This is a genomic window from Brevundimonas sp. Soil_N_31 (assembly GCF_057655995.1).
The window spans coordinates 338274-363619 of record NZ_JBDGLE010000003.1 but is presented as its reverse complement, the minus strand read 5'-3'; the positions used below and the strand labels follow the sequence as shown (position 1 = coordinate 363619).

28 protein-coding genes are annotated in these 25346 nt (G+C 68.7%); 20 read left to right on the top strand and 8 right to left on the bottom strand.

Features of this window, described 5'->3' with window-relative positions; translation table 11 throughout:
- Positions 1 to 42 precede the first annotated feature (42 nt).
- The 12 genes from AC3A3G_RS07255 (at position 43) to AC3A3G_RS07200 (ending at position 9858) form a co-directional block, all read left to right on the top strand.
- Positions 43 to 897, top strand: a complete 855-nt coding sequence (locus AC3A3G_RS07255) for an aldo/keto reductase (protein ID WP_200168110.1) — start codon at positions 43 to 45, stop codon at positions 895 to 897.
- A 40-nt stretch (positions 898 to 937) separates the two neighbouring features.
- The gene (locus AC3A3G_RS07250) at positions 938 to 1186 is read left to right on the top strand and encodes a helix-turn-helix domain-containing protein (protein ID WP_125900001.1); all 249 of its coding nucleotides are present in this window, start codon (positions 938 to 940) and stop codon (positions 1184 to 1186) included.
- Complete coding sequence (locus tag AC3A3G_RS07245) at positions 1186 to 1827, top strand: Pr6Pr family membrane protein (protein WP_200168109.1); 642 nt, start codon at positions 1186 to 1188, stop codon at positions 1825 to 1827. The genes AC3A3G_RS07250 and AC3A3G_RS07245 overlap by 1 nt, the downstream gene beginning before the upstream one ends.
- Before the next feature lie 10 nt (positions 1828 to 1837).
- Positions 1838 to 3382 (top strand): UbiD family decarboxylase, encoded by a 1545-nt coding sequence (locus AC3A3G_RS07240; RefSeq protein ID WP_200168108.1) that lies wholly within the window; start codon positions 1838 to 1840, stop codon positions 3380 to 3382.
- 116 nt (positions 3383 to 3498) lie between these two features.
- On the top strand, positions 3499 to 4428 hold the full coding sequence (locus AC3A3G_RS07235) for a DUF3829 domain-containing protein (protein ID WP_200168107.1): 930 nt from the start codon (positions 3499 to 3501) through the stop codon (positions 4426 to 4428).
- A 157-nt stretch (positions 4429 to 4585) separates the two neighbouring features.
- Positions 4586 to 6367 carry a M14 family metallopeptidase gene (locus tag AC3A3G_RS07230; protein WP_200168106.1) on the top strand — a complete coding sequence of 594 codons (1782 nt, stop codon included), beginning with the start codon at positions 4586 to 4588 and terminating at the stop codon, positions 6365 to 6367.
- Positions 6364 to 6765, top strand: coding sequence for an MAPEG family protein (locus tag AC3A3G_RS07225; RefSeq protein WP_125899995.1), 402 nt, complete (start codon positions 6364 to 6366; stop codon positions 6763 to 6765). Before AC3A3G_RS07230 ends, AC3A3G_RS07225 begins: the two co-directional genes overlap by 4 nt.
- Before the next feature lie 243 nt (positions 6766 to 7008).
- On the top strand, positions 7009 to 8355 hold the full coding sequence (locus AC3A3G_RS07220; protein ID WP_487487858.1) for a TldD/PmbA family protein: 1347 nt from the start codon (positions 7009 to 7011) through the stop codon (positions 8353 to 8355).
- Entirely contained in the window at positions 8352 to 9146 is a 795-nt protein-coding gene (locus tag AC3A3G_RS07215; RefSeq protein ID WP_487487857.1) for a 3'(2'),5'-bisphosphate nucleotidase CysQ, read from the top strand. The genes AC3A3G_RS07220 and AC3A3G_RS07215 overlap by 4 nt, the downstream gene beginning before the upstream one ends.
- Positions 9147 to 9159: 13 nt before the next feature.
- Positions 9160 to 9411 carry a DUF4170 domain-containing protein gene (locus tag AC3A3G_RS07210; protein ID WP_003165766.1) on the top strand — a complete coding sequence of 84 codons (252 nt, stop codon included), beginning with the start codon at positions 9160 to 9162 and terminating at the stop codon, positions 9409 to 9411.
- A gap of 97 nt (positions 9412 to 9508) precedes the next feature.
- The gene (locus AC3A3G_RS07205; protein ID WP_292056660.1) at positions 9509 to 9670 is read left to right on the top strand and encodes a hypothetical protein; all 162 of its coding nucleotides are present in this window, start codon (positions 9509 to 9511) and stop codon (positions 9668 to 9670) included.
- Entirely contained in the window at positions 9667 to 9858 is a 192-nt protein-coding gene (locus AC3A3G_RS07200) for a hypothetical protein (protein WP_487487856.1), read from the top strand. Before AC3A3G_RS07205 ends, AC3A3G_RS07200 begins: the two co-directional genes overlap by 4 nt.
- Before the next feature lie 3 nt (positions 9859 to 9861).
- Here the strand turns inward: AC3A3G_RS07200 and AC3A3G_RS07195 are convergent, their stop codons facing one another.
- Entirely contained in the window at positions 9862 to 10527 is a 666-nt protein-coding gene (locus AC3A3G_RS07195) for a protein tyrosine phosphatase family protein (protein WP_125899992.1), read from the bottom strand.
- A gap of 104 nt (positions 10528 to 10631) precedes the next feature.
- Here AC3A3G_RS07195 and AC3A3G_RS07190 point away from each other — a divergent pair, with 104 nt between their 5' ends.
- From AC3A3G_RS07190 to lpxK, 4 genes are read left to right on the top strand one after another with little or no spacing between them, the layout of a single operon-like run.
- A complete protein-coding gene (locus AC3A3G_RS07190) occupies positions 10632 to 12503 on the top strand; it encodes an ABC transporter ATP-binding protein (RefSeq protein ID WP_200215820.1) in 1872 nt (623 codons plus the stop codon).
- Positions 12500 to 13186, top strand: coding sequence for a lysophospholipid acyltransferase family protein (locus AC3A3G_RS07185; RefSeq protein ID WP_200215822.1), 687 nt, complete (start codon positions 12500 to 12502; stop codon positions 13184 to 13186). The genes AC3A3G_RS07190 and AC3A3G_RS07185 overlap by 4 nt, the downstream gene beginning before the upstream one ends.
- A 2-nt stretch (positions 13187 to 13188) precedes the next feature.
- The gene (locus AC3A3G_RS07180) at positions 13189 to 14490 is read left to right on the top strand and encodes a 3-deoxy-D-manno-octulosonic acid transferase (protein WP_200168098.1); all 1302 of its coding nucleotides are present in this window, start codon (positions 13189 to 13191) and stop codon (positions 14488 to 14490) included.
- Complete coding sequence (lpxK, locus tag AC3A3G_RS07175) at positions 14487 to 15503, top strand: tetraacyldisaccharide 4'-kinase (RefSeq protein WP_200215824.1); 1017 nt, start codon at positions 14487 to 14489, stop codon at positions 15501 to 15503. Before AC3A3G_RS07180 ends, lpxK begins: the two co-directional genes overlap by 4 nt.
- Here lpxK and AC3A3G_RS07170 read toward each other — a convergent pair.
- Positions 15494 to 16810 (bottom strand): metal-dependent hydrolase family protein, encoded by a 1317-nt coding sequence (locus tag AC3A3G_RS07170; protein WP_200168096.1) that lies wholly within the window; start codon positions 16808 to 16810, stop codon positions 15494 to 15496. The two genes, lpxK and AC3A3G_RS07170, sit on opposite strands and share 10 nt — an antisense overlap.
- Before the next feature lie 126 nt (positions 16811 to 16936).
- Between AC3A3G_RS07170 and AC3A3G_RS07165 the strand changes: the two genes are divergently transcribed.
- A complete protein-coding gene (locus tag AC3A3G_RS07165) occupies positions 16937 to 17635 on the top strand; it encodes a murein L,D-transpeptidase catalytic domain-containing protein (protein WP_200168095.1) in 699 nt (232 codons plus the stop codon).
- Between the two features lie 16 nt (positions 17636 to 17651).
- Here AC3A3G_RS07165 and purD read toward each other — a convergent pair whose 3' ends face one another.
- The 3 genes from purD to AC3A3G_RS07150 form a co-directional block, all read right to left on the bottom strand.
- The gene (gene purD, locus AC3A3G_RS07160) at positions 17652 to 18929 is read right to left on the bottom strand and encodes a phosphoribosylamine--glycine ligase (RefSeq protein WP_200168094.1); all 1278 of its coding nucleotides are present in this window, start codon (positions 18927 to 18929) and stop codon (positions 17652 to 17654) included.
- A gap of 73 nt (positions 18930 to 19002) precedes the next feature.
- The gene (locus AC3A3G_RS07155; protein ID WP_200168093.1) at positions 19003 to 19422 is read right to left on the bottom strand and encodes a PRC-barrel domain-containing protein; all 420 of its coding nucleotides are present in this window, start codon (positions 19420 to 19422) and stop codon (positions 19003 to 19005) included.
- 15 nt (positions 19423 to 19437) lie between these two features.
- Positions 19438 to 19656 carry a hypothetical protein gene (locus AC3A3G_RS07150; RefSeq protein ID WP_487487855.1) on the bottom strand — a complete coding sequence of 73 codons (219 nt, stop codon included), beginning with the start codon at positions 19654 to 19656 and terminating at the stop codon, positions 19438 to 19440.
- A gap of 51 nt (positions 19657 to 19707) precedes the next feature.
- Between AC3A3G_RS07150 and xseA the strand changes: the two genes are divergently transcribed.
- Positions 19708 to 21312 (top strand): exodeoxyribonuclease VII large subunit, encoded by a 1605-nt coding sequence (xseA, locus tag AC3A3G_RS07145; RefSeq protein WP_487487854.1) that lies wholly within the window; start codon positions 19708 to 19710, stop codon positions 21310 to 21312.
- 177 nt (positions 21313 to 21489) lie between these two features.
- Here xseA and AC3A3G_RS07140 read toward each other — a convergent pair whose 3' ends face one another.
- Positions 21490 to 22665, bottom strand: a complete 1176-nt coding sequence (locus AC3A3G_RS07140; protein ID WP_200168091.1) for a DmpA family aminopeptidase — start codon at positions 22663 to 22665, stop codon at positions 21490 to 21492.
- 86 nt (positions 22666 to 22751) lie between these two features.
- On the opposite strand from AC3A3G_RS07140, the gene AC3A3G_RS07135 reads away from it, so the two are divergent.
- Together AC3A3G_RS07135 and AC3A3G_RS07130 are read left to right on the top strand one after the other, a co-directional pair.
- Positions 22752 to 22958, top strand: coding sequence for a DUF2093 domain-containing protein (locus tag AC3A3G_RS07135; RefSeq protein ID WP_200168090.1), 207 nt, complete (start codon positions 22752 to 22754; stop codon positions 22956 to 22958).
- A 61-nt stretch (positions 22959 to 23019) separates the two neighbouring features.
- Entirely contained in the window at positions 23020 to 23520 is a 501-nt protein-coding gene (locus tag AC3A3G_RS07130; RefSeq protein WP_487487853.1) for a response regulator, read from the top strand.
- Here the strand turns inward: AC3A3G_RS07130 and AC3A3G_RS07125 are convergent.
- Together AC3A3G_RS07125 and AC3A3G_RS07120 are read right to left on the bottom strand one after the other, a co-directional pair.
- On the bottom strand, positions 23517 to 24419 hold the full coding sequence (locus AC3A3G_RS07125; RefSeq protein WP_487487883.1) for a lysophospholipid acyltransferase family protein: 903 nt from the start codon (positions 24417 to 24419) through the stop codon (positions 23517 to 23519). The genes AC3A3G_RS07130 and AC3A3G_RS07125 overlap by 4 nt on opposite strands.
- A 49-nt stretch (positions 24420 to 24468) precedes the next feature.
- Complete coding sequence (locus AC3A3G_RS07120) at positions 24469 to 25239, bottom strand: SDR family NAD(P)-dependent oxidoreductase (RefSeq protein WP_200168088.1); 771 nt, start codon at positions 25237 to 25239, stop codon at positions 24469 to 24471.
- Between the last annotated feature and the right edge of the window lie 107 nt (positions 25240 to 25346).

The following is a 25346-nucleotide window of genomic DNA, read 5'->3' as shown; positions in this document are numbered from 1 at the left end:
GCGCCTATATCCCAGGCTCATCGTCCCACCGGAGCCTCCCCCATGCCCTATTCCGATCAGCCGACCGTAACCGCCTCGGGCGTGGAGATTCCCCTGCTCGGTTTCGGCACCTGGCAGCTGGAGGCCGACGACGCCCGCCGCATGGTGCGCGAAGCCCTGCGCATCGGCTATCGCCACATCGACACCGCCTGGATCTACAAGAACGAGAAGGCGGTCGGCGACGGCATCGCCGACGCCGTGGCCGAAGGCATCGTCACGCGCGACGACATCTTCGTCACCACCAAGATCTGGGTCGATCACTTCCATCACGACGCCCTGCTGCGTCAGGCCGAAGAGTCCGCCCTCAGCCTGGGCCTGACGCCGGACCTGCTGCTGCTGCACTGGCCCAAGCCGACGCCGGCGCTGGCGGAAACCATCAGCGCCCTGAACGCGGCGCGCGATCAGGGCTTCACCAAGAACATCGGCCTGTCCAACTTCCCCTCGGCCCTGTTCCGCGAGGCCGCCGCCCTGTCGCGCGCGCCGCTGATCACCAATCAGGTCGAATACCACCCCTATCTGTCGCAGAAGACGCTGATCGAGACGGCGCGGGAACTGGGCTCGTCCATCACAGCCTGGTCGCCGCTGGCGCAGGGCAAGATCGCCGACGACGCCGTGATCGGCGAGATCGCCAAGGCCCACGGCAAGACCAACGGCCAGATCACCCTGCGCTGGATTATCCAACAGGGCGTCATCGCCATTCCGCGCACCGCCAAGGAAAGCCGCGCGGCCGAGAACTTCGGCATCTTCGACTTTGAGCTGTCGGCCGACGAAATGGCGCGGATCAGCGCCCTGGCCCGCCCCGACGGCCGCATCGGCGACTGGCTGGACGAGGCCTTCCAATGGGATCAGGATGCCTGATCCGACACGGTTCTAGGGCGCATGCGCCGAGGAGGACGCCATGGGTTCGGTTCTGGGCTTTCCGGGGATTGATCCGATGGACGCCGTCGTCGGCGCGCGCATCCGCCGCTGGCGCGACCAGCGCGGCGTGGCCTTCGACGACCTGGCCGCCGCCATCGACCTGACGCCCGAGGCCCTGCGCCGGGTCGAGGCGGGACGTGAGCACCTGGACGCCGCCCAGTTGGACGCCGCCACCCGCGCCCTGCGCCTGCCGGTGTGGGCGCTGGTGTCCGACGCCCCGGCCTATTGATGACGGCGCGGCTCTATCGCGGATTGTTCGCCGTGGTCGGCTGGGGCGCCCTGGCCCTGCAATACGGCCTGCTGCTGCGGAACAATCCCGGCTCCAGCGCAGGCGAGCTGACGCTGAACTTCTTCAGCTTCTTCACCATCCTGACCAATCTGCTGGCGGCGCTGGCCCTGACGGGGCCGGCGCTGGCGCCCGACAGTCCTCTGGGCCGATGGAGCCGCAGCGAGGGCGTGCGGGCCGCCGTCGCCATGTACATCGTCGTGGTCGGCGTCGTTTATCATCTGCTGCTGGCCCAGACATGGAATCCGCAGGGCTGGCAGAAGGTCGCAGACGCTCTGCTGCACACCGTCATGCCCCTGGCCTTCGTCGGCGACTGGCTGCTGTTCACCGCCAAGGGGCGGCTGCGCTGGATCGACGCGGTCAAATGGCTGGCCTTTCCGCTGCTCTACGGCGGCTGGACCCTGGCGCACGGGGCGATGACGGGCTGGTGGCCCTATTGGTTCGTCAATGTCAGCGAACTGGGCCTGGCGCGGGCGGCGGCGAACTTCGCGGGGCTGCTGGTCTTCTTCCTGCTGCTGGGGCTGGTCGTCGTGGCGATCGATCGCGCGTTCGGACGGCGTGACAGACGGCTCGCGTCCGCCTAAGCGTCAGCGCATGGCCTACAAGTCCCTGCGCGATTTCATTGCGACCCTCGAAGCCGACGGCGAACTGGTTCGCGTGTCCGAGCCCGTCTCCACCCATCTGGAGATGACCGAGATCCAGACCCGGCTGCTGCGCAACGGCGGCCCGGCGGTCCTGTTCGAAAAGCCCGTCATGCCCGACGGCACGATCAGCCCCATCCCCTGCCTGGCCAATCTGTTCGGCACGGTGAAGCGCGTCGCCATGGGGGTGACGCTTGAGGGCAAACAGCGCACCACGGCGGGCGAACTGCGCGAGGTCGGCGAACTGCTGGCCTTCCTGCGCAACCCGACGCCGCCGCGCGGGTTCGGCGACGCGATGGAAATGCTTCCGCTGGCCCAGACCGTCATGTCCATGCGGCCCAAGACGGTGAAGAAGGCCCCGGTGCAGGAGGTGGTGCTGAAGGGCGATCAGATCGACCTGACCGCCCTGCCCATACAGGGCTGCTGGCCCGGCGAGCCTGCGCCCCTGATCACCTGGGGTCTGGTCGTGACCAAGGGGCCTTCGGACGAGCGCGAAGACGACTTCAATCTGGGCATCTACCGGATGCAGGTGCTGGACAAGGATAAGGCGATCATGCGTTGGCTGGCCCATCGCGGCGGGGCCCAGCACTACGCCCGGCACAAGAAGGCGGGTAAGCGCGAGCCCCTGCCCTGCGCCGTCGTTCTGGGCGCCGATCCGGGCACCATTCTGGCCGCCGTGACCCCGGTGCCGGAGACCCTGTCGGAGTATCAGTTCGCCGGCCTGATGCGCGGCTCCAAGGCCGAGCTGGTCCCGTGCAAGACCGTGCCGCTGATGGTGCCGGCCCAGGCCGAGATCGTTCTGGAAGGTCACGTCCTGCTGGACGAGTTCGAGGACGAAGGCCCCTACGGCGACCACACCGGCTACTATAACTCGGTCGAGAAGTTCCCGGTCTTCCAGGTGACGGCGATCACCATGCGCAAAGACCCCATCTATCTGACCACCTTCACCGGCCGTCCGCCGGATGAGCCGTCCGTGCTGGGCGAGGCCCTGAACGAGGTCTTCATCCCCCTGATCCGCCAGCAGTTTCCCGAGATCACCGACTTCTGGCTGCCGCCCGAGGGGTGCAGCTATCGCATCGCCGTGGTGTCGATGAAGAAGGCCTATCCGGGCCACGCCAAGCGCGTGATGATGGGCTGCTGGAGCTATCTGCGCCAGTTCATGTACACCAAGTGGATCATCGTCGTGGACGACGACATCAACGCCCGCGACTGGAAGGACGTCATGTGGGCCGTCTCGACCAAGATGGACCCGGCGCGCGACATCACAGTCATCGAGAACACCCCGATCGACTATCTGGACTTCGCCAGCCCCGAAAGCGGGCTGGGGTCCAAGATCGGTCTGGACGCCACCGACAAGTGGGAGCCCGAGACCAAGCGCGAATGGGGTGAGGAGATCCGCATGGACGAGGCCGTGGTCGAGCGGGTCAATGACATCTGGGACAGCCTCGGCCTGCCCGGCGACGGTGCGCCGATCTGGAAGCGCAGAACCGGTCTTTAGGAACCGATTGCAAAAACTCGTCTCGCCAGAGAACCCAAATGGCTGATCGGCGTTCAGTTTCCCGACCGAAGGAACGGCGACGCTTGGGGCGCGCTGATCGGCCTAGGGGAATCCATATGATTTCACGCACCAGCGCCGGCGTCGCCACGCTCGCACTCGCCGCCGCGCTCAGCCTTTCGGCGTGCGGCGACAGCAAGGGCAACGCCGAGAATCCGGCGCCCAAGTCGGTCGCCCAGGCGGCGGGCAACGAGGCCACCCAGGAGAAGATGAACCTCTACATCGACGCCTTCAACGCGCTGATCGACGACCACTGGGGCGTGTCGAAATACTTCGGCGACTATCAGAAGCTGGACATCCCGAACGCCTCGGCCACGGCGAATCTCTACTTCCCGGAGAACATCTCGCACCTGGAGCGCGCGATCGCGAAGCTGAAGGAAGGCCGGGCGCTGAACGGCGGCAATCAGGGCAAGAAGGCCGATGAGGCGGCCGACAAGCTGATCCCGCAACTGGAGGCCCTGCTGGCCCAGTGGCAGGCGCTCGACCCCTATTTCGAATCCCGCGCCTATCGCGACGACGGCCTGGCCAAGGCCAAGGCGGCCCACGCCGCCCAGACCCAGGCCTATCAGGGCAGCGTCGCCGGCATCGAACAACTGGATGTCGCCCTGACCGAATACCAGCGCGCCAGCAACGCGGCCAAGATGGAGGCCATGCGCAAGGGAGGCCACGCCGCCGAGGCCAGCCTGCTGGACGCCATGCAGAAGGCGGACCTGTTCACCAATGCGGTGATGGAGGACAACAAGGCCGAAGCGGACGCCCAGCTGCCGGCGATGGAAGCGGCCATCGCCAAGCTGCGCGAGGAACAGGCCAAGATGCCGGCGGACAACAGCAACAAGTCCTACCTGTCCAGCATCGCCGACAACCTCAGCGGCATGGTCGGCGCCTATCGCGACTTCAAGCAGTCCAACTCGGACAGCTACCGCGAGTCCGTCGTGGATCGCTACAACAGCGCCATCGGCAACATGAACCGCGTGGAACTGCCCGCGTAACGACACTGCGTCCGGCCGACACGCGCGGCCGGACGCGCCTCTCGCGAACTGCGCCGGGGTTGCCAGACGGCTGTGATCGGATCACGAAGGGCCTATGCGCCTAGACCGTTTCGTCACAGCGGCCGTCGCCGCCCTAGTTTGTCTCGCGAGCCCCGCCATGTCCCAGACCCCGTCCGCTTCCGTTCCCAACGAAGCCCCGTGGGACCAGGCCTTCCTGCCGCCCGCGCCCGCCTGGGACGGCCCCAGCCGCGCCCTGCTGCGAGGCGCCGCCGATCCCTGGGTCACGGGGTTCGAGGCCGATGCGGCGCATGACTTCTCGCCCAACTACGCCGACACCCGCGCCTGGTTCGACAAACTGGACGCCGCCAGCGACCTGATCCGCATCGAGCAGTTCGGAACCTCGCCGGAAGGCCGCCCGATCTACGCCGTGATCGCGTCCAAGGACGGCGCGACGTTCGATCCGTCCAAGCCCGTCCTGCTGGCCCAGGCCGGCATCCATCCGGGCGAGATCGACGGCAAGGACGCGGGCATGATGCTGCTGCGCGACATCGCCTTCTACGGAAAAGACAGCCTGCTGGACCGCGCCAACCTGATCCTGATCCCGATCCTCAGCGTCGACGGGCACGAGCGCGCAGGCGCCTATTCGCGCCCCAACCAGCGCGGGCCGCGCATCCAGGGCTGGCGCCACACGGCGACCAACCAGAACCTGAACCGCGACTTCATGAAGCTGGATCAGGTCGAGATGCAGGCCGCCATGGGCCTGATCCACAAATATCAGCCGGACCTCTACGTCGACATCCACGTCACCGACGGCATCGATTATCAATACGACGTCACCTTCGGCTACAACGGCGAGGACGGCGTCTGGAGCCGCAGCCCGGCCATCGCCTCATGGCTGGACGCCGCCTTCAAGCCCGCCATGTATGAGGCGCTGGAGGCTCAAGGCCACATTCCCGGCGAGCTGGTCTTCGCCATCGACGACCGCGATCCGAAGAAGGGTCTGAACGACGGCGGCCTGGGCGAGCGCTTCTCCAACGGCTGGGGTTCGGCGGCCCACGTCCCGACCATTCTGATCGAGAACCACAGCCTGAAGCCGCACGCGCAGCGGGTGCTGGGCACCTACGTCTTCCTCGAGGAAGCCCTGAAGCTGCTGGCCGAAAAGTCCGGCGACCTGCGCGCCGCCATCGCCGCCGACCGCGCCCTGCGCCCCGCCGAACTGCCCGCCAATTTCGACGGCGACGAGACGCCCTCGCGCACCCGCCCGTTCAAGGGCATCCGCTATGAGAGCTTCGACAGCGTCGCCTCGGGCCGCCCCGAAATCCGCTGGCTGGGCCAGCCGGACGCCGAACTGTGGCCCATGCCCTTCTATGGCTCGCACCCCACGCTGACGCTGAAGCGGCCGACCGCCTATTGGGTGCCATCCTATCGTCAGGACGTGATCGAGCGCCTGCGCGTCCACGGCGTGCAGATGGAGGTGCTGGACGCCCCGCGCACCGTCTCCGTCGACATGCTGCGCCTCGTTGATCCCAAGGTGTCGGGCCGGACCAATGAAGGCCATGTGCCGATCTCGGTCAGCGAGGTCCGGCCCGAAGCCCACGACTGGACCTTCCCCGTCGGCTCCGTCCGCGTGCCGACCGATCAGCCAATGGGCGACGTCGCCATCCTGCTGCTGGAGCCGCAGTCGAACGAGAGCTTCTTCGCTTGGGGGATGTTCCCCGAGGTGCTGAACCGCGTCGAATACATCGAGGCCTACGCCATCGCCCCGCTGGCGGAAAAGATGCTGGCCGCCGACCCGGCGCTGAAGGCCGAGTTCGAGGCGAAGCTGGCCGCCGATCCCGCCTTCGCCGCCGACGGCGACGCGCGTCTGGCCTGGTTCTATGAGCGCACGCCCTTCTACGACCAGCGCTATCGCCTCTATCCGGTGGGGCGTGAAAATTGAGCCTGATCCCGACCATTCAGGCCGCCGCCCTGTGGGGCGGTCTGCTGATCCTGCTGCTGTTCGTCCTGTCGGGCGTGGTGGTGCGGCGGCGGCGTCAGCATCTGGTCGAGTTTGGCGACGGCGGCGTGCGCGAGCTGGTCTGCGCCACCCGCGCCTTCTCCAATGCGGCCGAGTACATCCCCGCCGGGATGTGCGGCCTGATCCTGCTGGCCTTCCTCGGCGCCCCGGCCCTGCTGATCCATGCGGTCGGCGGGATGCTGTTCGCCGGGCGGGTGATCCACGCCCTGGGCCTGCTGTTCCAGGAAGGACCGTCGCTGGGCCGCTCGGTCGGCATGATCCTGACCTGGCTGGCGCTGCTGGTGGCGGCGCTCAGCCTAATCGCCTGGTCGATCCTGTAACCCTCTCCCGATGGGAGAGGGCTTGAGCCTCCAAGAGCGTAGCGATTGGCTAAGGCGAAAGGGTGAGGGTTCGCGGGTGAGGTCGGCCGCAAGGCCGTCGCGCCACGGCTTCGCCGACTGACGGGACAAGCCCCTCACCCTTTCGCGCAAGAACGATCGCTGACGCTCTCGTGCGCTCAAGCCCTCTCCCGCCGGGAGAGGGTATGCTGTTGCAGCCAACCCTTCCCTCCGCCATATCGGGGCATGTCCGATAAGACGCCCTCCCCCGACATCCTGAACGATCTGATCTCCGCCGCGCTGAAGGCCGGCGCCGACGCGGCCGAGGCCGTGTCCGCCCATCGCGCCTCCCTGTCCGTCGGCGTGCGCAACGGCGCGCTGGAAGACGTCGAGCGTGAAGAAGCCCGCGATCTGGGCCTGCGCGTCTTCATCGGGCGGCGTCAGGCGACGGTGTCCGCCTCCGACCTGTCCGACGCGACCCGCGCCCGTCTGGTCGAGCGCGCCGTGGCGATGGCCAAGCTGGCGCCGGAAGATCCCTACGCCGCCCTCGCGCCGCAGGACCGTCTGGCCGCGGCGCCGCACGCGGACCTCGACCTCTATGACCCCGCCGAACGCTCGGCCGAGGCGCTGGAAGCCGCCGCCGCCGAGGCCGAGGCCGCGGCCCTGGCTGTCTCCGGCGTGTCCAAATCCGAAGGCGGCCACGCCTCATGGTCAGCCAGCGAGTGGCGCCTCGTCACCTCGCACGGCTTCGACGGCCGCCATCGCGGCAGCGCCTTCTCTCTGGGCGTCGGCGTCATCGCCGAGAAGGACGGCGCCATGGAGCGCGGCGGCGAAAGCCGCGCCGTCCGTCACCTGTCCGACCTGCCGGACGCCGCCTCCATCGGCCTGAAGGCGGGCGAGCGCGCCGTCGCCCGCGTCGGCCCGCGCAAGATCGCCTCGACCACCGCTCCCGTCATCTTCGAGAACCGCGTGGCGACACAGGTGCTGTCGCCGCTGCTGGGCGCCATCTCCGGCCCGTCGATCGCGCGCGGCAGCTCCTTCCTGAAGGACAATCTGAACCAGGCCGTGCTGCCGACCGGCGTCGATCTGATCGACGACCCGTTCCGCGCGCGCGGCCTCGGCTCCACCCCCTTCGACGACGAGGGCGTGGCGGTCGAGCGGCGCGAGATCATCAGCAACGGCGTCCTGACCACCTGGCTGTTGAACACGGCCTCGGCGGCCCAGTTGGGCCTGCAAACCACCGGCCACGCCTCGCGCGGGCTGGCAGGGCCGTCGGGCGTCTCGACCCACAACCTGCACCTGACGCCGGGCGAAGGCGATCTGGACGCCCTGATGGCCCAGGCCGGGACGGGCCTGCTGATCACCTCCATGTTCGGCCCCTCGCTGAACGGCAACACCGGCGACTGGTCGGCGGGCGTGTCCGGCTTCTGGTTCGAGGACGGCCAGCGCGCCTATCCGGTCAGCGAAGTCACCGTGGCGGGCAATCTGATCGAGCTCTACGCCCGCCTGCAGCGCGCCGGGGATCTGGAGTTCCGCGGCTCGTTCAACAGCCCCTCCCTCCTGTTCGACAAGGTAGCGATCGCGGGCAAATGAGCGATTACAGCGCCGACCTCGCCCTGATCCGCGACGCGGCCCTGGCCGCCGGTCGGCTGGCGCTCGAACACCGCGAGGCCGGGCTGAAGGTCTGGTCCAAGGACGGCGGCTCGCCCGTCACCAGCGCTGATCTGGCGGTGGACCAGCTGCTGCGCGACACGCTTCTGACCGCCCGGCCCGACTATGGCTGGCTGTCCGAGGAAACGGCCGACAGCACGGACCGCCTGTCGAAAAAGCGCATCTTCGTCGTCGACCCCATCGACGGCACCGTCGCCTTCATGAAGAACAAGCCGTGGTGGTGCGTGCCCATCGCCGTGGTCGAGGACGGCCGCCCCGTCGCCGCCGTCATCCACGCCCCGATGATGGACGAGGTGTTCGAGGCCACCCTGGGCGGCGGCGCTCGCCTTCAGGGCCGCCCCATCAGCGCCTCGGACACCGACGATCTGGAGGACGCCGAGCTTCTGGCCGACGCCCGGCTGATGGAGGCGCGCGAATGGGACGAGCCGTGGCCGCCGATGCGTTTCTCCAAGCGCAACGCCCTAGCCTATCGCATGGCGCTTGTGGCGGCGGGGGCCTTCGATGCGGCCATCGCCATCAGCCCCAAATGGGACTGGGACGTCTGCGCCGGCGCCCTGATCGCTGAAGAAGCCGGAGCCAAGGTCAGCGACCATATGGGCCGTCCGTGGCGCTTTAATCGCCCCGATCCGCGTCAAACCAGCCTGATATGCGCCGCGCCGGCCCTTCACCCGTTGATCGTGAGGCGTACAGCGCCTATCCCGCTGGCCATCTGACATTCCTCCCGCAATGGACCCCCTCTCCATGGCCGACTCTCACGACCCCCAACTGCTTCACCTCGTCATCGGCGGCGAAATGCGCCATCCGGCCGAGCCCGTCTTCCGCGACCTGTCGCAGGTCGAGTTCGTCGGCGCCTTCGGCAACTACGAAGAAGCCAAGAAGGCCTGGAAGGCCCGCGCCCAGGCGACCGTCGACAACGCCCACATGCGCTACTTCATCCTGCACGCGCACAAGCTGATCGACCCGCGCACCGACGCCTGATCCACCGTTCACGGCGCAGTTACGCCGCTGTTCAGGAACCGCAGGGGCGGCTGATGCGCTTTCTCATCAGCCGCCTTTGTCATGAACAGGATTTCCCATGCTGCCGACCCTCATCGTCCTGCTTCTGGTGATTGTCGCCGTGGCGGCGATCGTCTGGGTCGTGCGCAAGGGGCCGCCGCACGTCGCCCGCCCCGGCGAGGATCAAGACACCGCCTGGAACGACCCCATCACCCCCGCTGATCGGGAACGCAGACCTTGACCCTTTTCGGCCAGACGCTGGACGGCCAGCAGATTTTCGGCGTCGTCTCCCTGATCGCCGTCCTGGCCCTGTGGCTGATCGTCCTGGCCCGCCAGCGCGACCAAGTTCGTCAGATCAAGCGGTGGAAGAAGGAACAGGCGGCGCGCAACGCCCCGCCGCCCGCCGCCGGACGCGGCCCCTGGGGCTGACCCCTATTCGCGCTTCAACAGGCGGTCGACGACCAGCTTGCCCCACCATCCGGCCTTGAACTCGGCGCGGATCGCCTTGGGATCATAGGCGTCGCTTTCGACCCAGTCCTCGAAGCTGACGCCCGTGGGTTCGACCTCGGCGACATATTTCTCGAGCGTATAGTCCAGCACGCCGGTCAGCCCCTCACGGCTGTGCAGGGTGCGCTTGCCCAGCTCCTCCATCGCCGCCGAGATCGGCTCGCCCAGGTGGAAGTGGCGATAGAAGACCGCCATCATTCCCGCCCGGTCCGCGCCCGACTTGCAGTGGATCAGGGCCGGATACTCCATCGTCTGGAACAGCGCCTTGGCCCTGCGCACACGGTCCTTGCCCGGCGGATCGCGCGAATCCAGCGGCGCGTCGATCAGGGTCAGCCCCAGCCGTTCGCAGGCGTCCTTCTCGAGCCAGTAATAGGCCTCGTCCCTCTGGCCGCGCAGATTGACGACGGTGCGGACGCCCTGCCGCTTCCACCAGGCCAACTGGCGCGGCGACGGCTGATTGGTCCGCACCAGGTCCGGCCCCAGCCAGTGGGCGTTGGTGAACGCCGTGCGCAGAAAGGCGTGATCCTTCCAGAAATAGGACCAGCGCGCCTTGAAACGGCCGAACGGCGTAGTCAGATCGTAGCGCCCCATGACGGCGAGATAGCGCCGTTTGCACCCGGCGTCACCCGTCCCAAGGCCGTCTCTCTCGCGCGCGGCCGCTTGACTTGACGCCTCAGCCGTTCGACCGAAGGCCGATGACCGTTCCCGCCCCCCATGCCGACGCCCGCGAGCCGCTGCGGCCCCTGCTCGTCCGCATCTGGCGCGAGTATCTGTCGCGACACAAGCCGGCCTTCTTCACCTCCATGCTGCTGGCGGGCGTATCCGGCGGCCTGACAGCCCTGCTGCTGAAGTTCCTGGAACCGGCCATCGACCTGCTGTTCGGCCGGCATCAGGGGCCGGTGACGATCTGGAAGACCGTCACCATCCCGGCGGACAAGGTGCTGATCGCCATTCCCCTGTTCATCATCGTCGTGGCGGTGATCCGTTCGCTGAGCATGGCGGGCCAGGCGGCGCTGGTGAACCGGCTGGGCCACGGCATCGTCGGCGACATCCAGAAGCAGCTGTTCTCGGGCATGATCCGGGCCGACCTGTCGCGCCTGCGCAGTCAGCATTCGGGGACGTTCGTCTCCTCCGTCCTGTTCGACGCCAACCTGGTGCGCGAGGCCTTCACCTCGGGCGTGGTCAACTACACCCAGAACGCCCTGATGCTGCTGGGCGTCATCGTCGCCATGGGCTTCATTGACCTGCCGCTGACGCTGATCGTGCTGCTGGGCGTGCCTATCGTCAGCTGGATCATCCGCCGCTTCGGCAAGAAGTCGCGCAAGGCCGCGCGCGGCGCCATGGTCGAGACCGAGGCCCTGTCCAGCGCCCTGATGGAGAACCTGGACGGCGTTCGCGTCATCAAGATCGAGAATCGCGAGGCGGCCGAGGAAGCCCGCGTCTCCACCGTCATCGACCGCCGCCAGCGCCATGTCATCAAGGGCGCCGACAGCCGCGCCTTCTCCGGTCCGGCCAGCGACATCGTCGCCTACGGCGTCGTCGCCGCCGTCATGGCCTACGCCGGGTGGAGCGCCAGCCAGGGCCAGATGACGGTCGGCGCCTTCGCCTCCTTCATCGGCATGTTGCTGCTGGCCGGTCAGGCCCTGCGGCAAGTAACGAACCTGACGACGGTGCTGAGCGAGGGCTTCACCGCCGCGCGCCGCCTGTTCGCCGCCCTGGACATCGAACCCGAGATCCGCGAGGCCAATGACGCGGCCGTGGTCGCCCCCGGCCCCGTCACCGTCGCCCTGGACCATGTCAGTTTCGCTTATCATGCCGACGAGGACGGGTCCGCCCCGACCCTGTCGGACGTCAGCCTGCACGTCGCGCCCGGCGAGACCATCGCCCTGGTCGGTCCCTCGGGCGGCGGCAAGTCGACCATCCTCAGCCTGTTGCCGCGCTTCTATGACGTGACGGCGGGACGGGTGACGCTGAACGGCCGCGACATCCGCGAGCTGAGCCTTTCGTCCCTGCGCGACCACATCGCCCTGGTGACGCAGGAGCCCTTCCTGTTCGACGACACCATCGCCGCCAACATCGCCTATGGCCGCCCCGGCGCGACCGCCGAGAACATCGTCGAGGCCGCCCGCGCCGCCGCCGCCCACGACTTCATCGCCGCCCTGCCCGACGGCTACGCCACCCGCGTGGGCGAGGCGGGCGCCCGCCTGTCCGGCGGCCAACGCCAGCGCCTCGCCATCGCCCGCGCCTTCCTGAAGGACGCGCCCATCCTGTTGCTGGACGAGGCGACCAGCGCGCTGGACACCGAGAGCGAGGCCCTGGTTCAGGCCGCTCTGGAGCGTCTGATGGACGGCCGCGCCACCCTGATGATCGCCCACCGCCTGTCGACGGTGAAGAACGCCGACCGCATCTACGTCATCGATGGCGGCCGCGTGGTCGAGGAAGGAACCCACGACGCCCTGGTGGCGCACGGCGGCCTCTATGCCCGCCTGGCCCGTCAGCAGTCGCTGGACAGCGATCCGATCGCCTTGTCCCCGCTGGCTGAACTGCCCGACGAGACCGGCGCATGAGACCCCTCCGCAATCCGATCATCCAGAACACCGCCGCCTGGCTTTTGTCCGAGTGGATGCGGTTCTGTTACGCCACCACCCGCTGGACGCATGAGAACGAACAGGCGGCCGAAGAGGTCTGGGCCGACGGCGGCGGCGTCCTGTGCGCTTTCTGGCACTCGCGCCTCGCCCTGGCGCCGGTCTGCTGGCCGATGACGCGGGCACAGCCGGTCAAGGGTCTGGTCTCCCTCAGCCCTGACGGTGAATTTTTCACCAAGGCCGTCGGCCGCCTGGGCATTCCCGCCGTGCGCGGCTCCTCGGCCAACAAGGACAAGGCCAAACAGTCCAAGGGCGGCGCACAGGCCCTGCGCGACGGCCTGAAGCAGCTGAAGGTCGGCGGTCTGGCCATCACGCCGGACGGCCCGCGCGGCCCAGCCCGCCAGATGGCCGAGGGCCTGCCGCTGATGGCCAAGATGTCCGGCGCGCCGGTTCTGTTCATCGGCCTGTCGTGCAAACCCGCGATCCGGTTGAACAGCTGGGACAGAGCGATCCTGCCCCTGCCGTTCGGGAAAGGCGCCATCGTCTGGGACAAGGCCTGGTATCCTGAAGACGCCGACCTGGCCGAGGTCGCCGCCGACTGGACCGCGCGCCTGACCGCCGTCGAGGCGCGGGCCGACGCCCTCACCGGGCTGGAGCGCGTCTGACCGTGGCCTTCAGCCCCGCCCTGATCGCCTATCAGTTGCTGACCCGCCTGCTGGAGCCGCTGGCCCCGCGCCTGCTGGACGCCCGCGTCAACAAGGGCAAGGAAGACCCCGCCCGCGTCGACGAACGGCTGGGCCTGCCCGGCATGGCGCGCCCCGACGGGCCTCTGGTCTGGATCCACGGCGTCAGCGTCGGCGAGGCCCTGTCGATCCTTCCGCTAGCCGAGCGCATCCGCAAGGACCGGCCCGATGTGACGGTGCTGGTCACTACCGGCACCCTGACCTCGGCCCAGGTGCTGGCGACGCGCCTGCCGCGCGGCGTAATCCATCAATTCGCCCCTGTGGACGCCCCCTCGGCGGTCGCGGCCTTCCTCGACCACTGGCGGCCCAATGTCGGCGTCTTTGTCGAGAGCGAGCTGTGGCCCAACCTCCTGACCACCGCCCGCAAGCGCGGCGTGCCTCTGGCCCTGGTCAGCGCCCGCATCACCGACAAGACGGCCCAAGGGTGGAAGAAGGCCCCGGGCATGGCCCGCGCCCTGATGAACGGGTTCCAGCACGTCTGGCCTCAGGATCAGGACAGCGCCGACCGGCTGACGGCCCTGGGCGCCCGCGTCGACGGTCAGGTGAATCTGAAGCTGTCCGGCGAGCCCCTGCCCTATGACAAGGGCGAGTTCGCCCGCCTGTCGGCCCTGATCGACGACCGCCCCGTCGTCGTCGCCGCCAGCACCCATGAGCATGAGGAAATGGCCATCGTCGGCGCGCTGGATCATCTGGCCGACCGCCTGTTCCTGATCGTCGTGCCGCGCCACCCGGAACGGGCCGACGCCATCGCCGAAGCCCTGAACCACGACGGCTACGGCTTCGCCCGGCGCAGCCAGGGCCAGCCGATCTGCGACCAGACCGACATCTACCTGGCCGATACGCTGGGCGAACTGGGCCTGTTCCTGCGGCTGGCCGATGTGGTGGTCATGGGCGGCTCCTTCGCCCCGGCGCTGGGCGGCGGCGCCGTCGGCGGCCACAATCCGCTGGAGCCTGCGCGGCTGGCCAAGCCCATCGTCACCGGCCCCGACGCCAGCAACTGGCAGGCCGTGACCCGGATGCTGAAACAGGCGGGCGGCCTCGTCTCCGTCCTGTCGCCCGCCGAGCTGCCCTCGGTCGTCGGCCCCATGCTGGCCGATCCCGAGGCCGGCCGCGACATGGGCGAACGCGCCCGCCGCTCTGCAGAGGCCGCCGCCGCCGGGCTGGACCGCCTGTGGCTGGCGCTTCAGACCCACCTGCCCGCCGCCCCTTCACGCAGGCGCCCATGAAACTGAACACCCCCCGCTGGTGGTATAGCCGCGACCGCCGCCACGCCCCGATGACGCGGATGATGCTGAAGCCCGCCTCATGGCTGTGGGCGGGCGTCACGGCGCGCAAGATCGCCCGCGCCACGCCGGTCGATCCGGGCGCGGCGGTCATCTCCATCGGCAATCTGACCGTCGGCGGCTCGGGCAAGACGCCCGTGGCGCGTGAGGCGCTGCGCCTGCTGCGGAATCGGGGGATCGAGGCCGCCGCCCTGTCGCGCGGCTATGGCGGTAGGCTGGAAGGCCCGGTCCGTGTCGATCCCGCCGCCCACACGGCCGCCGACGTCGGCGACGAGCCGCTGATGCTGGCGCTGGGTTCGCCCGCCTGGATCGCTCGCGACCGCGTCGCCGGGGCCCGCGCGGCGGCCGAAACCGGCGTCGCCGTCTTGGTGCTGGATGACGCCCATCAGCACCCGTCGCTGAAGAAGACGATCAGCCTGATCGTCGTGGATGGCGAGACGCGGGGCGGCGAATGGCCGTTCGGCGACGGCTCCGTCTTTCCATCCGGCCCGATGCGCGAGCCGTTGAAGGCGGGCCTGGCGCGCGCCGACGGGGTGATCATTCTGCTGCCGACCGATCTGGACGAGGTCGATCCGGAATTGCTCGAGACATTCGCCAGCCTGCCCGTTTTCCTGGCCCGATTGGAGCCTGAAGGCCCGCCGCCGCCGGGACCGCAGGTCGGCTTCGCGGGCATCGCCAAGCCGTGGAAGGTGGAGCGGTCGCTGATCGCCGCCGGGTGCGACCTGAAGGACTTCGTCCCCTTTCCCGACCACGCCGAACTGTCGGATCGCGACTTCGCCTTCCTGACCGACCGCGCCGCCCTTTACGACGCAGGACTGGTGACGACGGAAAAGGACTGGGTGCGCCTCACCCCGGAAAGAAGGGCCAGGGTATCGCCCTGGCCCGTGGTCGCGCGTTTCGAGGATGAGGCGGCTTTCGCCGCCTTCCTGCTGGATCAACTGAAACCTCAGTCCTGACGGAAGACCTGGCCGCTCTTCATAACGAAGCGGACGCGCTCAAGCTCAGTCACATCGGTCAAAGGATCGCCCGTGACCGCGATCAGGTCGGCGGGCATGCCCGGCGCGATGCGGCCCGCCTCTCCCGAGATCTTCAGGTGCTCGGCCGCGCCGACGGTGGCCGACTGAATGGCCTCAAGCGGCGTCAGGCCCGCCCGGACCAGCAGGGCGAATTCCTGGGCGTTGTCGCCATGGGCCGAGACGCCGGAATCGGTGCCGAAGGCGATCCGGACCCCGCCGCGATGCGCGCGCGCGGCCATGTCCAGCATCTTGGGTCCGGCTTCCAACGCCTTGGCCGTCTGGGCCGGGGTGAAGAAGTTGTCAGGGCTCGACGCGACCCGCGCCACGAAATCTCCCGCCAGCAGTGTCGGCACCAGCCAGGCTCCGTTCGTCTTGAACAGACGCATGGATTCGTCGTCCAGATAGGTGCCGTGCTCAATGGAATCGCCGCCAGCCTGCAGGAAGGCGTTGATGCCGTCGACGCCGTGGGCGTGGGCCGTCACCTGCCGGCCCATGCGGTGCGCGACCTCGACGATAGAGGCCAGCTCGTCCTGGGTGAACTGCTGGTTCAGACCAGCGGCGGTGTTCGACAGCACCCCGCCCGTAGCCGTGATCTTGATGATGTCGGCGCCGGCGCGCACCTGCGTCCGCACCGCGCGACGGCAGTCCTCGGCCCCCGAGCAGACGCTCTCGTTCGACATCACGTGCAGGATGTCCTCGCGATAGCCGTTGGCGTCGCCGTGACCGCCGTGCACCGAGACGGACGAACCGGCCGCGATGATGCGCGGCCCCGGCACGTCGCCGCGCCGCACGGCGTCGCGCAGGGCGAAGATCGACTCATTGGCGCCGCCCAGGTCGGCCACCGTGGTGAAGCCCGCGTTCAGGGTACGCCGGGCATGACGCGCGCCGACCATGGCCTGGTCGGCGTTCGACATCGTCACCCGGTCCAGGCGGCTGTTCGGGCTCTGCTCGCTGCCCAGATGGACGTGGCTGTCGATCAGGCCGGGCAAGACGAAAGCCGAACGCAGGTCGACGATATTCCCCTCGCCTACGAAGCCGTCGCGGATCTCGACGACTTGGTTCCCTCTGATCACGAGAGTTTTATCGCGCAGCACCCGGCCGCTGGCCGGATCGGCCAAAAGCCGCCCCACTTGAACGAACTTCGTCAGCTGTTCGGCGGAAACCGACGCGGGCGCCGGGGTTTGACGCGCTTCGGCTCCGGTAGCGGCCAAAACGGCCGCGGTCACAATCAGGGCAAGCTTTTTCATGAATCCCTCCCGTTACTAGAGCGGGCAACATAACCGTTCCAATCTTTGCGCCAAGGCCAAGGTTGCCTTGCACGGACGGTTCATGAAACAAGCCGATACAGTTGTTTAACGTGCGAGGGGCGTCGCATGCGGCTTTCCAGACGTGGCTTGATCCTGGGCGGTTCGGCCCTGTTGGCGGGGTGTTCCTCCGCCGCTTCCACCACCAGCCTTCAGCTCGCCGGAGCCGTCGCGCCTACGCTTCCGACCCTACCTGAGCGGGCGGCGGCGGCTCATGTCCAGGTCGCGCAGACCGGAACTATGATCGATCCCCACGGCGTCGTCCGCAAGGATCTGCTCGAACGCGCTCGCGCCGCCATGGACGTGCACGGCCATAAGATCAGCCGGCGCGACCGCATGTATCTGGTCGATTTCCAGAAATTCTCGGGCGAGGACCGCTTCTACGAGGTCGATCTGGAAGGCGGCTGGGTCACGGCCTATCGCACCAGCCACGGGCGCGGCTCGGACCCGGCGCATTCAGGCTATGCGCAGCAGTTCTCGAACCGCCCGGACAGCCACATGTCGTCCATCGGCGCCTACGCCACGGCGGGCGCCAGCTGGGGCAGCCAGCAGGGGCCGAACGTCCTGCTGGACGGGCTGGAGTATTCCAACAACCTGGCGCGCGAACGGGCCATCATCATCCACGGCGCCGACTACGCCGACCCCGCCTTCCTGGCGCGACAGGGCAAGCTGGGCCGCTCCTACGGCTGCTTCTCCGTGTCCCACGCCGACCTGATCCCCCTGCGCGAACGCATGGGCGAAGGCCGGCTGTTGTTCGCCATGACCTAAAGCACGGCTGAGCCGCTTAGCGCGGCTCCAGCGCCCGCCAGCCGATGTCGGTGCGGTGGAAACCGCCCGGCCAGTCGATCTTGGCGATGGCCTCATAGGCGCGCTCGCGCGCCTGAGCCACGTCGTCGCCATAGGCGCAGACGTTCAGCACCCGGCCGCCCGCCGCCGCCAGGGCGCCGTCGTCCCGCAGCTTGGTCCCCGCGTGGAAGACCTGGACGTGCGGGCCGAAGTCCTGATCCGCGCCCCGGATGACCGAGCCTTCCAGCGGGCTGTCGGGATAGCCCTTGGCCGCCAGCACCACGCAGATCACCACGCCCGGCTTGAAGGCCGGCGCCGGCGCCTGGGTCAGGTCGCCGCGTGCGCAGGCCAGCAGCAGCGGCACGACGTCGCCGTCCAGCCGCATCATCAGCACTTGGCATTCCGGGTCGCCGAAGCGGGCGTTGAACTCGACCACCTTGGGGCCTTCCGCCGTCGCCATCAGCCCGACATAGAGAACGCCGCGATAGGGCGCGCCTTCCTCGGCCATCTTCTGAATGGTCGGGACAACGACGCGGTCGTTCGCCGCCTGGGTGAAGGCCGCCGTGAAGACGGGCGCGGGCGAATAGGCGCCCATGCCGCCGGTGTTGGGGCCCAGATCGCCGTCGAAGGCGCGCTTGTGGTCCTGGGCGCCGCCGAACAGCACGGCCCGCGTCCCGTCCGACAGGGCGAAGAGGGAGCCCTCCTCCCCGTCCATGAATTCCTCGATCACCACGCGCGACCCGGCCGAGCCGAACCGGCCGCCCAGCATCCGCTCGATCTCGGCCTCGGCGTCGGCGCGATCGGGGCTGATGGCCACGCCCTTGCCCGCCGCCAGACCGTCGGCCTTGATGACATAGGGGGCCGAATACTGATCCAGCGCCGCCTTGGCCGAGGCGACGTCCTCATAGACGCCATAGCCCGCAGTCGGAATGCCGTGGCGTTGCAGGAAGGCCTTGGAGAAGGCCTTGGACGTCTCCAGCTGCGCCGCCGCCTGCGTCGGGCCGAAGCAGGGAATGCCCGCCGCGTTCAGCCGGTCGGCCAGACCCTCGGCCAGGGCCGATTCCGGACCGACCACGACCAGGTCCGCCTTCATCTCGCGCGCCAGGGCCGCCAGGCCTTCGGCATCGGTCGCCTTCAAGTCCGGGCGCATCTCGCCTAGCTTGGCCATGCCCGGATTACCGGGCGCGACGACGAGCCGCGTCACCAGCGGCGACTGGGCGATCTTCCAGGCCAGGGCGTGTTCGCGCCCCCCCGATCCGACGAGCAGAATGTTCATGGGGGCGGAATGGCCGCACGCGCCGTCCCGGTCAAGCGCCGGAAAGGGTTAGCGGCCCCTTGGGTCACGCAAATCAGGGAACCCAGGCGGGCAAGGCCTTCAACTGCGCCAGCGTCATGGTCGACACCAGGTCGTAGTCATCGCCTTCCTTGCGGGTGGTCAGACCATCCAGCGGAATGCGAACCCAGCGCGGTCCGCCCTCGCCTGCCGGCTCGATGATCAGGCCGGTGACAACGCCCGAGGCGTCCACATCGACCCGCTGGACATCGCCCAGATCGACGCCCGCCGGCGTGATGATGTCGGCGTCCTCCAACTGAGCCACGGTCAGGCCCAGCGCCATGGCCCCGGCCCCAGCGGCGGGCGCGCCAGCCATGGTCGGCGCCGAGGCGGCGTCGGGCGAGGCCTCGGGCGTCTTATCGGGCTTGGCCGGCGGCTGCGAACAGGCCGCCAGCAGAGCCGCGGCCGAGGCGGCCGCGAACAAGGTCTTCATCATCGAACCCTCCTGTCTCTAGATCAGGGCCGAGACCACATAGACGCCGGCGCCGGCCAGAAGAATCAGCCCCAGAACCAGCCACGGGCTGAGCGTCGGATTGTTACTGCGACGCGCCAGTTCGCGCTCGCGCGCCTGGTCGGGCGGCAGGTCATCGGCCGTCGGCTCTTCCGGAAACGGGTCTTGAGACTGCACCATGATCGGCGAACGCGCGCGGGGACGCGGCCGTTCCGCCACGCTTGCCGACCATGTCTTTGCGGGCGCGGCGGCGGCGGCTAGGGTGGCGCCATGACCTCCGACGACGACTACGCCTTCGAGGGCGCGGCCCCGCAGCCCGCCCGCGACAACAATCCGCCGCTGTCGATCTCGGAGCTGAGCTTCGCGCTCAAACGCACCCTGGAGGAACGCTTCGGCCATGTGCGGCTGCGCGGCGAAATCTCCAAGGTGAACCGCCACGCCTCGGGCCACGTCTATCTGACGCTGAAGGACGACAAATCGGCCATCGACGGCGTGATCTGGAAAGGCGTGGTGCGCGGTCTGGGCGTCCAGCCCGAGACGGGACTGGAGGTCATCGTCACCGGCAAGATCACCTCCTATCCGGCGCGGTCCTCCTATCAGATCGTGATCGAGAGCATGGAGGCGGCGGGCGCGGGCGCCCTGCTGGCCCAGTTGGAGCGGCTGAAGGTCAAACTGCGCGACGAGGGCCTGTTCGACCCGGCGAAGAAGAAGGCCCTGCCGACCTTCCCCGCCACCATCGGCGTCATCACCAGCCCGACCGGCGCCGTCATCCGCGACATCCTGCACCGCATCGCCGAGCGCTGGCCCAGCCGCGTCATCGTCTGGCCGGTGGTGGTTCAGGGCGACGCCGCCAGCGGTCAGGTCGCCAACGCCATCCGCGGCTTCGACGCCATGACGTCGGACGGCCCGATCCCCCGCCCCGACCTGCTGATCGTCGCGCGCGGCGGCGGCTCGGTCGAGGATCTGTGGTGCTTCAACGACGAGGCGCTGGCCCGCACGGTCGCGGCCGCCCGCATCCCCATCATCTCGGCCGTGGGGCACGAGACGGACACCACGCTGATCGACTTCGTGTCCGACCGCCGGGCGCCGACCCCGACCGGCGCGGCCGAGATCGCCACGCCGGTTCTGGCCGACCTGCGCTGGGCGCTCAGCGATCTGGAGGGACGGCTGTCGCGCGCCGGGGCGCGGATGCTGGAGGACCGCCGCACCCGCCTGCGCGCCGCTGCGCGCGGCCTGCCCGCCCGGCCCGAAGACCTGCTGGCCCTGCCGCAGCAACGGCTGGACCACGCCGCCAGCCGTCTGGGCTCAGGGCTGCACCGCAACGTCGCCGTGCATGAACGCCAGCTGGCCGTCGCGGCCGGTCGGCTGACGCCCGGCCTGCTGCGCGCCCGCGTCGAGCGCGGTCAGGACCGCCTGCGCGGCGCCGCCGACCGTCTGAGCTCTGCGCTTCGGGCGGGCGTCGCCCGCAACGAGCGCCGCCTGCTGCAGACGACGGGCCGCCTCAGCCCCGCGCCCCTGCACCGCCGCCTCGACCAACGGCAGGCGCGACTGGAGGCCCTGAGCGTGCGTCTGGACGGCGTCATGCCGCGTCGGCTGGAACGCGCCGAGGACCGCCTCGCCGCCCTGTCCCGCGCCCTGACCACGCTGAACCCCAAGACGCCCAAGCCCGGCTTCGCCCGCATCGAGGACGCCGACGGCGCGATGATCGCCTCGGCCGCCGCGCTGTCGCCGGGGCAGGCGGTGCAGATCGTCTTCGGCGACGGCGCCAAGGGCGCCACCATCGACGGCGAGGGCGCGACGCCGCGTCCGACGCTTGCGCCCAAGCCCATGCCACGCCCGAAGGCCCCGCCTGCAGGCCAAGGCGACCTGTTCTGACCCCTTAAAGCTCCGCTCATCATTGCCAATTCCGCTCATCCCGGCGGACGCCGGGACCCAGTGCTTTGGCTTCAACCTCTGTGCCTAAACTCAGCGCCAGTCTTCAGAAGACCGAGCGCGTCGCTCTCACTGGATCCCGGCGGACGCCGGGATGAGCCGGTTTAGAGGCGCGGCTCCCTAACGGCTGGCGGTCTCAGCCAGCACCGCCTTCACCGCCTCAATATCCAGCGCCTCGACCGTGACCGGCTTGCCGTCGATCACCGAGGCCGTCGTCTGCGCCTTCAGCAGGGAGTTGAGGATGGCCTCCTCCGTCGCCTCGGCGACTGCGACGAACAGGGGCGACATGCGGTCGTTAGGCCAGTCGGCGACGCTCGCCTGCCCAGCCCGCCGCTCTGGCGTCCGCCGCACGCCCTCCGCCGTCGAGAAAGCGATCGCATAGTCCCCCGAGCCGTTCGAGAAGGCCGCCCCCGTCCGCGCCAGCCCGGCGAAGGCGCGGTTCGCCAGCCGCTCCAGATTGCGGTCCGACAGCGGCGCGTCCGTCGCCACCACGATCATGATCGAACCGTCGGCGCGCTCATTCTCCACCTCTTCGCGCAGGTAGTAGCGGCCCAGCCGCACCCCGACCGGCGCCCCGTCGATGCTCAACACGCCGCCATAGTTCGACTGGACCAGCACCCCCACGGTGAAGCCGCCCAGACTGTCCGGCAGCTTGCGCGAGCTTGTGCCGATGCCGCCCTTGAAACCAAACGCAATGGTCCCCGTCCCGGCGCCGACCGCGCCCTGCTCGACCGGCCCCGGCCTCGCCGTCTCGATGGCCCGCACCACGTCGGCGGCCGTGACGACGCGCGCGCGGATATCGTTCAGCCCGCCGTCATTGGTCTCGCCCACCACAGCGTTGACCGAGCGGATGTCCTCATGCCCCGGCTGTTTCAGCGTCCAGTCCAGAACGCCGTCGATTCCCCGCGCCACTGACAAGGTGTTGGTCAGGACGATGGGCGTCTCGATCTCGCCCAGTTCCATGATCTGCGTCGCGCCCGCCAGCTTGCCGAAGCCGTTGGCGACCGACAGTCCGGCCGGAACCTTGTCGCGGAACAGGGAGCCGCCGTGCGGCACGATGGCGGTGACGCCGGTGCGGACGCTGTCGCCCGAACGCAGCGTCACCTGCCCCACCTTCACGCCCGCCACGTCGGTGATGGCGTTCAGCGGCCCCGGCGACAGGATGCCCGGCGCCCGGCCCAGGTCGCGGATCGTCGGGCGCTCGGCCGCACCGTCCTGGGCGATCGCGCCGGGCGCGGCGACTAGGACAGCGGCGGAAACGGCGGCGGCCAGGATGTCGGCGGGCGAGCGGGACATGGAACATCCGAAATTGTGAACGACAGGCGGCCAGATGACGGCGATTCGGCTCTCGTCCCGCACAAGCTTCACGCTATGATGGCGGCATGAGCACCCAGCCCCCCTCTTCCGTCCCCAGCGAGGCCTGCCTTCACTACGGCGACGGCGAGTTCGCGGTCCTGTCCGCCGGGGCCTATGTGCGGTGCGCCGTCAGCGGCGCGGCCATTCCCCTGACCGCCCTGCGCTACTGGTCGGTCGAAAAGCAGGAGGCCTACGCCGGACCGCACGAGTATCTGGCGGCCGCCGGGCGCTGAGCCCTATTTCTGATGTTGTCGCTGGATCGCATCCGGCCTCCCTGTTCGTCGGTGCCCCGAGATGCAGTCCGCCCTGAGTTCGATCCACGTCCTGCTGGTCGACGACAATCCCAATATGCGCGCCATCGTCGCCGCCATGCTGAAGTCCGTCGGCGTGGGCCGCCTGACCGAGGCGGAGGACGGGGCGGCGGCGCTGAACCTGTTGCGTCAGGAGGCGGTCGACATCGCCATCGTCGACTTCCGCATGAAGCCGATGGACGGCGCCGCCTTCACCCGCGCAGTCCGCAACGAGGGCGACAGCCCGAACCCCTATCTGCCGGTCATCATGATGACGGGCCATTCCGAGAAGAGCCGTGTCACCGAGGCCCGTGACGCGGGGGTGACCGAATTCGTCGCCAAGCCGGTGAAGGCCCAGACCCTGCTGACGCGGATCGAGGCGGTGATCCTGCGTCCGCGGCCCTTTGTGCGTTCACCCAGCTATTTCGGCCCGGACCGTCGCCGCACACGAACCGAGCGCTACGCTGGTCCCTTCCGCCGTGCCGACGACGGCGTAGTGGATTAGGTTTCCGGCGCCCGAAGCGCCTCATAGACCTTCGGCGGCCAGCGCTTGTGGACCCAGAACCAGTCGACCGGATGCTCGCGCACCCGATCCTCGACGAAGCGGTTGGCCGCCTGAACGCCCGCCTTCACATCGGCGGCCTTATCGCCCGTATCAGGGACGGCTATCGGCTCGTGCGCCGTGACGCGGAAGCGCACGCCGGGCAGGCGCACCACCGACAGGGGCTGCATCACCGTGCCGAACTTCAGCGCCATGCGCGCCGCGCCGGGCGAGGCGTTGACCGGCTGGCCGAAGAACTCGACCTCCGGCCCCTGGCTGTATTTCTGATCGACCAGCAGGGCGATGGATTCGCCCCGCTTCATCCCCGCCATCAGCTCGCGCGTGCCGTCGCCCTTGGGCGCGAACAGCTTGATGCCGTAACGCTCGCGGCTCTGGCGGATCAGGGCGTCGACATAGGGGTTGTTGGCCGCGCGATAGGTCACCTGGCACGGCACGCCTGCCGCCATGATGACCGCCGCCATGACCTCGAAATTGGCCAGATGGCCCGAAATCAGCACGACCGGCCGGCCAGAGTCGCGGATGGCGTGCAGCCGCTCCATGCCGACCAGATCAATGCGCCCGCTTTCCGGCGTCAGCCGGTCCATGACCGCCAGTTCGGCGAAGGTGCGGCCCGTCTGCTCCCACTGATCCACGGCCAGACGTTTGCGCTCGCCTTCATCCATGTCGGGAAAGGCGATGCGCAGATTGCGCGTCACCGTCTTGTGCGTGCCGGTCAGCGGCCCCAGCGTCCGCAGCAGCTTGCCGCCGAAACCCGAGGCCCGCTCGACCCCGAGCAGGCGCAGGAAGCCGAACAGCGCCCTGAACGCCGCCGCCTCCAGCCGCCAGACGATATCCTGCCCCAGTTTGGCGGCGCTATCGCCCTTCGGGCTGTTTGAGCGCGTCTTGTTGTTCTCACCAGGCAATCGTCAGTCCGCCGTCCACCACCAGAGTCTGGCCGGTCACATAGGCCGACGCAGGGCTGCACAGATAGACCGCCGTGCCCGCAATTTCATCCGGCTGGCCGATCCTTTTCAGCGGCGCCGGTTCGGTGACGGTCTTCAGCAGCTCCGGGTTCTCCCACAGATAGCGGGCGAAATCGGTCTGAACCAGGCCCGGCGCGATACAGTTCACCCGCACGTTCGACGGACCGAACTCCACCGCCAGATTGCGCGCCAGTTGCATGTCCGCCGCCTTGGAGATGTTGTAGGCGCCGATCAGGGCGTTGCCGCGCAGGCCCCCGATGGAGGAGATCAGCAGGATCGCCCCGTCCTTCCGCTCCAGCATCTCGGGCGCGACCATGCCGATCAGCCAGTGGTTGGAGATGACGTTGTTCTGAAGGATCTTTTCGAACTGCTCGTCGGCGATGCCGGCCATCGGCCCGGCGTAGGGATTGCTCGCCGCATTGCAGACCAGAATGTCGATCCGGCCGAAGGCGGTGCGCGTGTCGTCCACCAGCCGTTGCAGGTCTTCCTTGGAGGCGATGTTGGCGGGAATGGCGATGGCGCGGCCTTCGCCGTGCTTCTCATTGATGGCGACGGCGACCTCTTCGCACGGCCCGGCCTTGCGCGAGGAGATGACGACGCGCGCCCCGTGTTCGGCCAGACGCTCGGCGATGGCCTTGCCGATGCCCTTGGAAGAGCCGGTGATGATGGCGACCTTGCCGCTCAGATCGAACAATTCCATGCGTTAACCTCCTTTTACCGCCCGTTTATCCGCGCGGACCCTAGCCGTTAGCCTTCGTTAACGTGATACTTGATCGATTCTATAGGGAAAGGCGGTTCTGACCGGCC